This window comes from Limnohabitans sp. Rim8 (assembly GCF_945869175.1).
In the GTDB taxonomy this organism is placed as follows: Bacteria; Pseudomonadota; Gammaproteobacteria; order Burkholderiales; family Burkholderiaceae_C; genus Limnohabitans_A.
In genome coordinates this window covers 87,273-94,767 of sequence record NZ_CAMBNZ010000001.1, presented here as the reverse complement: position 1 = coordinate 94,767, position 7,495 = coordinate 87,273, and the positions used below count along the sequence as shown (strand labels likewise).

At 56.4% G+C, this 7,495-nt stretch carries 5 protein-coding genes and 1 tRNA gene; 4 read left to right on the top strand and 2 right to left on the bottom strand.

Annotated elements, in window-relative coordinates; translation table 11 throughout:
- Nucleotides 1–874 (top strand): branched-chain amino acid ABC transporter substrate-binding protein (locus Q0O19_RS00395; protein ID WP_295518784.1); only part of this gene is annotated, 874 nt, incomplete at its 5' end.
- A gap of 105 nt (nucleotides 875–979) precedes the next feature.
- Here Q0O19_RS00395 and Q0O19_RS00390 read toward each other — a convergent pair.
- Nucleotides 980–1,070, bottom strand: a tRNA-Ser gene (locus Q0O19_RS00390).
- 198 nt (nucleotides 1,071–1,268) lie between these two features.
- Here Q0O19_RS00390 and Q0O19_RS00385 point away from each other — a divergent pair.
- Nucleotides 1,269–3,542 (top strand): arginine/lysine/ornithine decarboxylase, encoded by a 2,274-nt coding sequence (locus Q0O19_RS00385; protein WP_295518781.1) that lies wholly within the window; start codon nucleotides 1,269–1,271, stop codon nucleotides 3,540–3,542.
- A gap of 169 nt (nucleotides 3,543–3,711) precedes the next feature.
- On the opposite strand, the gene fabI is transcribed toward Q0O19_RS00385, so the two are convergent.
- Complete coding sequence (gene fabI / locus Q0O19_RS00380) at nucleotides 3,712–4,527, bottom strand: enoyl-ACP reductase FabI (RefSeq protein WP_295518778.1); 816 nt, start codon at nucleotides 4,525–4,527, stop codon at nucleotides 3,712–3,714.
- A 37-nt stretch (nucleotides 4,528–4,564) separates the two neighbouring features.
- On the opposite strand from fabI, the gene Q0O19_RS00375 reads away from it, so the two are divergent.
- Nucleotides 4,565–6,448, top strand: coding sequence for an extracellular solute-binding protein (locus Q0O19_RS00375; RefSeq protein ID WP_295518775.1), 1,884 nt, complete (start codon nucleotides 4,565–4,567; stop codon nucleotides 6,446–6,448).
- Between the two features lie 3 nt (nucleotides 6,449–6,451).
- The gene (locus Q0O19_RS00370) at nucleotides 6,452–7,489 is read left to right on the top strand and encodes a microcin C ABC transporter permease YejB (protein WP_295518772.1); all 1,038 of its coding nucleotides are present in this window, start codon (nucleotides 6,452–6,454) and stop codon (nucleotides 7,487–7,489) included.
- The last annotated feature ends 6 nt before the right edge of the window (nucleotides 7,490–7,495 follow it).

Here is a 7,495-nt window from a genome sequence, read left to right as displayed (position 1 = left end):
GCAAAAGCTGGTTGACGCCAAAGTCAACGGTGTGATCGGTCACCTGAACTCCGGCACCACCATCCCCGCTTCGCAGCTGTACAACGCTGCGGGCATCCCCCAGATCTCTCCATCGGCCACCAACCCCAAGTACACCCGTCAGGGTTACGCGGGTGCATTCCGCGTGGTGGCTGACGATGTGCACTTGGGCGGCACATTGGGCAAGTACGCTGTCGAAACCCTCAAGGGCAAAAACATTGCAGTGATCGACGACCGTACCGCATACGGCCAAGGTGTGGCGGAAGAGTTCAAGAAGGGTGCAACCGCTGCTGGCGGCACCATCGTGGGCCACGAGTTCACCACCGACAAAGCGTCTGACTTCAACGCCATCTTGACCACCTTGAAGGCCAAGAAGCCTGACATCGTGTTCTTCGGCGGCATGGACGCTGTGGCCGGCCCGATGTTGCGTCAAATGAAATCTTTGGGCATCACCGCCAAGTTCATGGGTGGCGACGGCATCTGTACAGCCGAGTTGGCCAAACTGGCTGGCGATGCGATGAAAGACGAGGCCGTGGTGTGTGCCGAAGCCGGTGGTGTGGAAGGCGAGCAGAAGGTTGGCATGGACAAGTTCCGCACCGACTTCAAGGCCAAGTACAACGCAGATGTGCAGGTCTACGCCCCTTACGTTTACGACGCAGTCAAAGTCATGGCCACTGCCATGGTCACAGCCGGTTCTGCCGATCCCGCCAAGTATCTGCCTGCCTTGAAAGCCATCAACTACAAGGGCGTAACAGGCAACATCGCTTTTGACGAAAAAGGCGACGTCAAGAATGGCGCCTTGACGCTGTACACCTACAAAGGTGGTGAGCGTTCACAGATCGCTGTGGTTCGCTGATCAAACGGCCCCCGCTGGTCGGGGGCTGATTTCGCCAAGTGCTTTTTCACTGAGCGATATGCACAGACGAAAAAAAGCCTGCACATGTGCAGGCTTTTTTGGTTTTGGCGGAGCAGGCGGGATTCGAACCCGCGGTGGGCTATTAACCCACACACGCTTTCCAGGCGTGCGACTTAAACCACTCATCCACCGCTCCGAAGAGCACGATTGTAGCAGGGGAAAAATGCCGATTACTTGGTGCGATTCAATTCTGGTCACGCGTCTACCGTATGCTGTATTCGGTGGTTTTTGGATGAATTCTGATCCTTGTCGGCCCACTGTGTCTTTTTGTCCTTAAACTTCGCGACTGTCTGAATCCCTTTCCACCTTATTTGGCGCACAGCCCAGCAAGCCCATGAAATTTCGCTTTCCCATCGTCATCATTGACGAAGACTACCGCTCCGAAAACACATCGGGTTTGGGCATTCGCGCTTTGGCAGACGCCATTGTCAGTGAAGGGTTGGAGGTCTTGGGTGTCACCAGTTACGGTGACTTGTCGCAGTTTGCGCAGCAGCAAAGCCGGGCCAGCGCCTTCATTTTGTCGATCGACGACGAAGAGTTCACGCCCGGTCCCGATCTGGACCCGGCCGTGATCAATTTGCGTGCTTTCATTGACGAAGTTCGCCGAAAAAACGCCGACGTGCCGATTTACATTTATGGTGAGACCAAAACCTCTCGCCATTTGCCCAACGACATTCTGCGCGAGTTGCACGGCTTCATCCACATGTTCGAAGACACGCCCGAGTTTGTGGCGCGCCACATCATCCGAGAAGCCAAAAGTTATTTGGAAGGCGTGCAACCACCGTTCTTCAAGGCCTTGCTCGATTACGCCGAAGACGGGTCGTATTCGTGGCACTGCCCAGGTCACTCCGGGGGCGTTGCCTTTTTGAAAAGCCCTGTGGGCCAGATGTACCACCAGTTTTACGGTGAAAACATGCTGCGTGCCGACGTGTGCAATGCGGTGGAAGAGTTGGGTCAATTGCTGGACCACAACGGCGCCATTGGCGAGAGCGAGCGCAATGCGGCGCGCATCTTCAATGCGGACCATTGTTTCTTTGTCACCAATGGCACCAGCACCTCCAACAAGATCGTTTGGCACCACACTGTGGCCCCGGGGGATGTGGTGGTGGTGGACCGCAACTGCCACAAATCCATCTTGCACGCCATCATCATGACCGGCGCTGTGCCTGTGTTCATGAAGCCCACGCGCAACCATTACGGCATCATTGGTCCTATTCCCAAAAGTGAGTTCGAGCCTGCCGCCATCATGGCGAAAATCAAGGCCAACCCCTTGCTCAAAGGTGTTGACCCCAAGAAGGTCAAGCCCCGCGTGATGACCCTCACGCAGTCCACCTACGACGGCGTGCTCTACAACACCGAAACCATCAAAGACATGCTGGACGGTTATGTGGAAAACCTGCATTTCGATGAGGCTTGGTTGCCGCATGCGGCCTTCCACCCCTTTTATGGTCCGTACCATGCCATGGGCAAAAAGCGCGCACGTCCGAAAGAGTCGATGGTTTACGCCACGCAGTCCATCCACAAGCTGCTGGCCGGTATCAGCCAGGCCAGCCATGTGCTGGTGCAAGACGCGCAAAGCGTCAAGCTCGACAGGCCGCTGTTCAACGAGGCCTACTTGATGCACACCTCGACTTCACCGCAGTACAGCATCATTGCCAGCTGCGACGTGGCTGCCGCCATGATGGAGCCGCCCGGCGGCACCGCCTTGGTGGAAGAGAGCATTGCCGAAGCGCTGGATTTCCGCCGTGCCATGCGAAAGATCGATGCCGAGTACGGCAAAGACTGGTGGTTCAAGGTTTGGGGCCCGGAAAAATATGCCGATGAAGGCATTGGCCGAGCCGACGACTGGATCTTGCACAACGATCCGCGCAAGAAATCAAGCAAGTGGCACGGCTTTGGCAAGCAACTGGCCGACGGCTTCAACATGCTGGACCCGATCAAGTCGACCATCGTGACACCGGGTTTGGACTTGGACGGCAAGTTTGACAAGACCGGCATTCCCGCGTCCATTGTCAGCAAATTTTTGACCGAGCACGGTGTGGTGGTAGAGAAGACGGGCCTGTACAGTTTCTTCATCATGTTCACCATCGGCATCACCAAGGGCCGTTGGAACTCGCTGTTGACAGCGCTTCAGCAGTTCAAAGACGAATACGCCAAGAACCAGCCGATGTGGAAAATCATGCCGGAGTTCTGTCAAAAGCACCCCCGCTACGAACGCATGGGTCTGCGCGATTTGTGCCAGCATGTGCATGAGATGTACGCCAAGTACGACATCGCCATTTTGACAACCGACATGTACCTGTCTGACTTGGCTCCCGCCATGCGCCCATCAGACGCTTACGCTCACATTGCGCAGCGCAAAACCGAACGTGTGGAAATTGACCACTTGGAAGGCCGTGTCACCGTGGGTTTGGTCACACCATACCCACCGGGTATTCCTTTGTTGATTCCTGGTGAAGTCTTCAACAAGAAGATCGTGGATTACCTCAAGTTCGCCCGCGAGTTCAACGAGAAGTGCCCTGGTTTCGAGACCGACATCCACGGCTTGGTGGAGATCGTGGACGACGAAGGGAAGAAGCGCTACTTTGCGGATTGTGTGAAGGTTTAACGCTGCTTGCGTGGGTGGTTGTGTCTGAGACCAGGTGATGCATGGCCCTGTGCCGGGGCTCAGAGGCGCTTCGCTTTGCCACATCGCCCCTGCACAGGGCCATGCGTCACCTGCGGTCGAACATGAAAACGCGGCCTTGGCCGCTTTTTCATGTGTTGATTGGATCCACTCAAGCCGTTGTCGCAGGCTCCGTAATACCGCCGACCACTTGGCTGAAGCCGCCATCCACATAAGTGATCTCGGCGGTCACGCCCGCAGCCAAGTCGCTGAGCAAGAAAGCCGCCACATTGCCCACATCCTCAATCGTCACGTTGCGGCGAATCGGCGAGGCCTCGGCCACCACCGACAAAATTTTGCCAAATCCCTTGATGCCGCTGGCGGCCAGGGTTTTGATGGGGCCAGCAGAGATGCCGTTGGCACGCAGGCCGCGATTTTGGCTGCCCAGTGACTCAGCCAGGTAACGCACCGAAGCTTCCAGACTGGCCTTGGCCAATCCCATGGTGTTGTAGTTGGGCACCGTGCGGATCGCGCCCAAATAGGTCAGCGTCAAGATCGCAGACTTGTCGTTCAGGTAGGGCAGGGCCGCTTTGGCCATGGCAGGAAAGCTGTAGGCGCTGATGTCGTGCGCGATCTTGAAGCCTTCCCGCGACAAGCCGTCCAGAAAGTCACCGGCAATGGCCTCGCGGGGGGCATAACCAATGGCGTGCACAAAACCATCCAGCTTGGGCCAAGTGGCCGACAGGTCGGTGAAGAGTTTTTCGATCTGCTCGTCGCTGCCCACGTCGCAGTCAAAAATCAGCTTGGAGTCGAAATCGGCCGCAAATTCGGTGATGCGGTCTTTGAATCGCTCACCCACGTAACTGAAAGCCAGCTCGGCGCCTTGTGCATGGCAGGCTTTGGCGATGCCATAGGCAATCGATCGGTTGGACAAAACACCCGTGATCAGCAGTTTTTTGCCTGACAAGAATCCTGTTTTTGTGGTCATGTGTTCAAGTCCTGAAAAATGTGTGCAGAATTGTCGCATGCGAAGACCTATGGCCCGATTCTGGACACACGGCTTGCTGGCCCTCGGGTTGTGCATGACGGGACAGGTGTGGGCGGCGCATGCCTATGCCCAGTTTGGCGACATCCGATACCCCGCAGGTTTTACCCATTTCGACTATGTCAACCCTGCCGCGCCGAAAGGGGGGGAGATTGTTTTAGTTCCACCCACGCGGCAGACCAGCTTTGACAAGTACAACCCCTTCACGCTCAAAGGCAGTGCACCGCCGGCCATGTTGAACATGTTGTTCGACACTTTGCTGGTGAGCAATATGGACGAGCCGACCACAGCCTATGGCTTGCTGGCCTCTGATGTTCAGGTGGCTGCCGATCGCATGTCGGTGGTTTTCCAAATTCACCCGCAAGCCCGTTTCCACAACGGTGACCCGGTGTTGGCCGCTGATGTACGACATGCTTTTGAACGACTGACCAGCAAACAGGCTGCGCCCCAGTACCGCACTTATTTTGGCGAAGTCAAAAGCGCCACGGTGTTGGCAGAGCGCAGCATACGCTTTGATTTTGTCCGGCCCAACAGCGAACTGCCCTTGATCGTGGGTGCCATGCCCGTGTTCAGTCGTCAATGGGGTTTGCAGGGCACCACGCACAAAGCTTTTGACCAAATGGTCACGGACATCCCGATTGCGTCCGGCCCCTACCGCATCGGACCGGTGCAGTTTGGCAAAGACATCACCTACGTGCGTGACCCAGCCTACTGGGCCCAAAACCTGAATGTGCGCAAGGGGCAGTTCAACTTTGATCGCATCACCTACAAAATTTACAAAGACAGCACCGCCCAGCTGGAAGCCTTTAAGGCGGGCGAGTTCGATTACATGCAGTCTTTTGTGGCCCGTGAATGGGCCCGGGCTTTCACGGGCAGGGCGTTTGAACGCGGAACCTTGATCAAGGCCGAGCTGCCACATGGCAACGCAGGTGATTTCCAAGGCTTTCAGTTCAACTTGCGACGAGAGCCATTCAAAGATGCGCGAGTGCGCCAAGCCATTGCCTTGGCCATGGATTTTGAATGGCTGAACCGGCAGTTGTTCTACAACGCTTACAGTCGGGTGCGCGGTTTTTTTGTGGCCAGCGACTTTGAGGCCAAGGGCTTGCCTGACCTGCAAGAGCTGACATTGCTAGAGCCCTTACGTGCCCAATTGCCTGCTGCCGTGTTTGACCAGGCCGTGCCGCTGCCGCCTCAAACGGTGCTCGACCCTGCATCGGGCCACACATTGCGCGACCATTTGCGCCAAGCGCGTGAATTGCTCAAAGACGCGGGCTGGACTTACCGCGATGGCGCTTTGCGCAATGCCAAGGGTCAGGCCCTGAGCATCGAGTTTTTGGACAGTTCGGGCTCCATGGGCCGTGTGGTCACACCTTTTGCCAAGAACCTCGAAAAACTGGGCATTCAGGTTCGCTACAAAGTGATCGACTTTGCATTGCTACAAAAGCGAATGGACGTGTTTGACTTTGACATCGTGAGCAACCGCTCGGTCGGCAGTGAGGCGCCGGGTACAGAGTTGCTCGAACGGTTCGGCTCCAAGTCGGCAGACGTGGAAGGTTCAGGCAATATTCTGGGCCTGAAAGACCCGGCCGTGGACGCGCTGTTGGACAAAGCGGTCAGCGCCACCACCCGTCCCGAATTGGTGACGCGTTTGCGGGCACTCGACCGGGTGTTGCGCCATGGCCACTATGTGGTGCCGCATTGGTACGGTGCGGTGCACCGGGTGTCTTGGCGCGCGGCTTCATTTGAGCGCCCGGCCGAATTGCCGCGGTTTTACCAACCTGAAAGACTGGTGACTTCGGTGTGGTGGTCTCCCTCTGCGGCACGCTCCAAAGTGCCACCATCAGCTGTACAGAAAGCGCCCTGACCGATGCTGGCCTACATCTTCAAACGCTTGCTACTCATGGTCCCGACTTTGTTCGGGGTCTTGTTGATGACCTTTGTGGTGATTCAGTTTGTACCGGGTGGTCCGGTCGAGCAAATGGTGGCGCAACTGCAGGGACGAGACACCGGCGGCGAGGGCGCTGCGGCCGCTGGCAGTGGCTACCGGGGCCGACAAGGCGTGGACGCTGCGCGCATTGCCGAAATCAAAACGCTTTATGGCTTTGACAAACCACCGGTCGAGCGGTTTTGGATGATGCTCAAACAGTTTGCGCAATTCGATCTGGGCCAAAGCTTTTTCTACCCCAAGAATGTCTGGAGCCTGATTCAGGAAAAATTGCCCGTGTCCATCAGTTTGGGTTTGTGGACATTTTTCCTCAGCTATTTGATATCGGTGCCTTTGGGCATTGCCAAGGCGGTGCGAGCCGGCACGCGCTTTGACACCCTCACCAGTTTGCTGGTCTTGGTGGGCTATGCCATTCCAGGTTTTGTGCTGGGCGTGGCTTTGCTGGTGGTGTTTGGTGGACAACTGCAGTGGTTTCCTTTGCGCGGCTTGACGTCCTCCAACTGGGAGCAACTGAGTTGGGGCGCCAAGGTGGTGGATTATCTTTGGCACATCGCATTGCCGGTGACCGCCAGCGTGCTGGGCGCTTTTGCGGTCATCACCATGTTGACAAAAAATGCCTTCCTGGAAGAAATTCGCAAGCAATACGTGCTGACCGCACGCGCCAAAGGCTTGAGTGAAAACCGGGTGCTTTATCGCCACGTCATGCGCAACGCCTTGATCCCTTTGGTGACCGGATTCCCGGCGGCTTTCATTGGTGCTTTTTTCACAGGCTCCTTGCTGATCGAAACCCTTTTCTCGCTGGATGGTTTAGGTTTGCTCAGTTACGAGGCCGTGATTCGGCGTGACTACCCTGTGGTGCTGGGCACCTTGTATTTGTTCACATTGATCGGCTTGTTCACCAAGCTGATCAGCGACCTTTGTTACCTGTGGGTGGACCCGCGCGTGAAGTTTGACGCATGAGCCCAA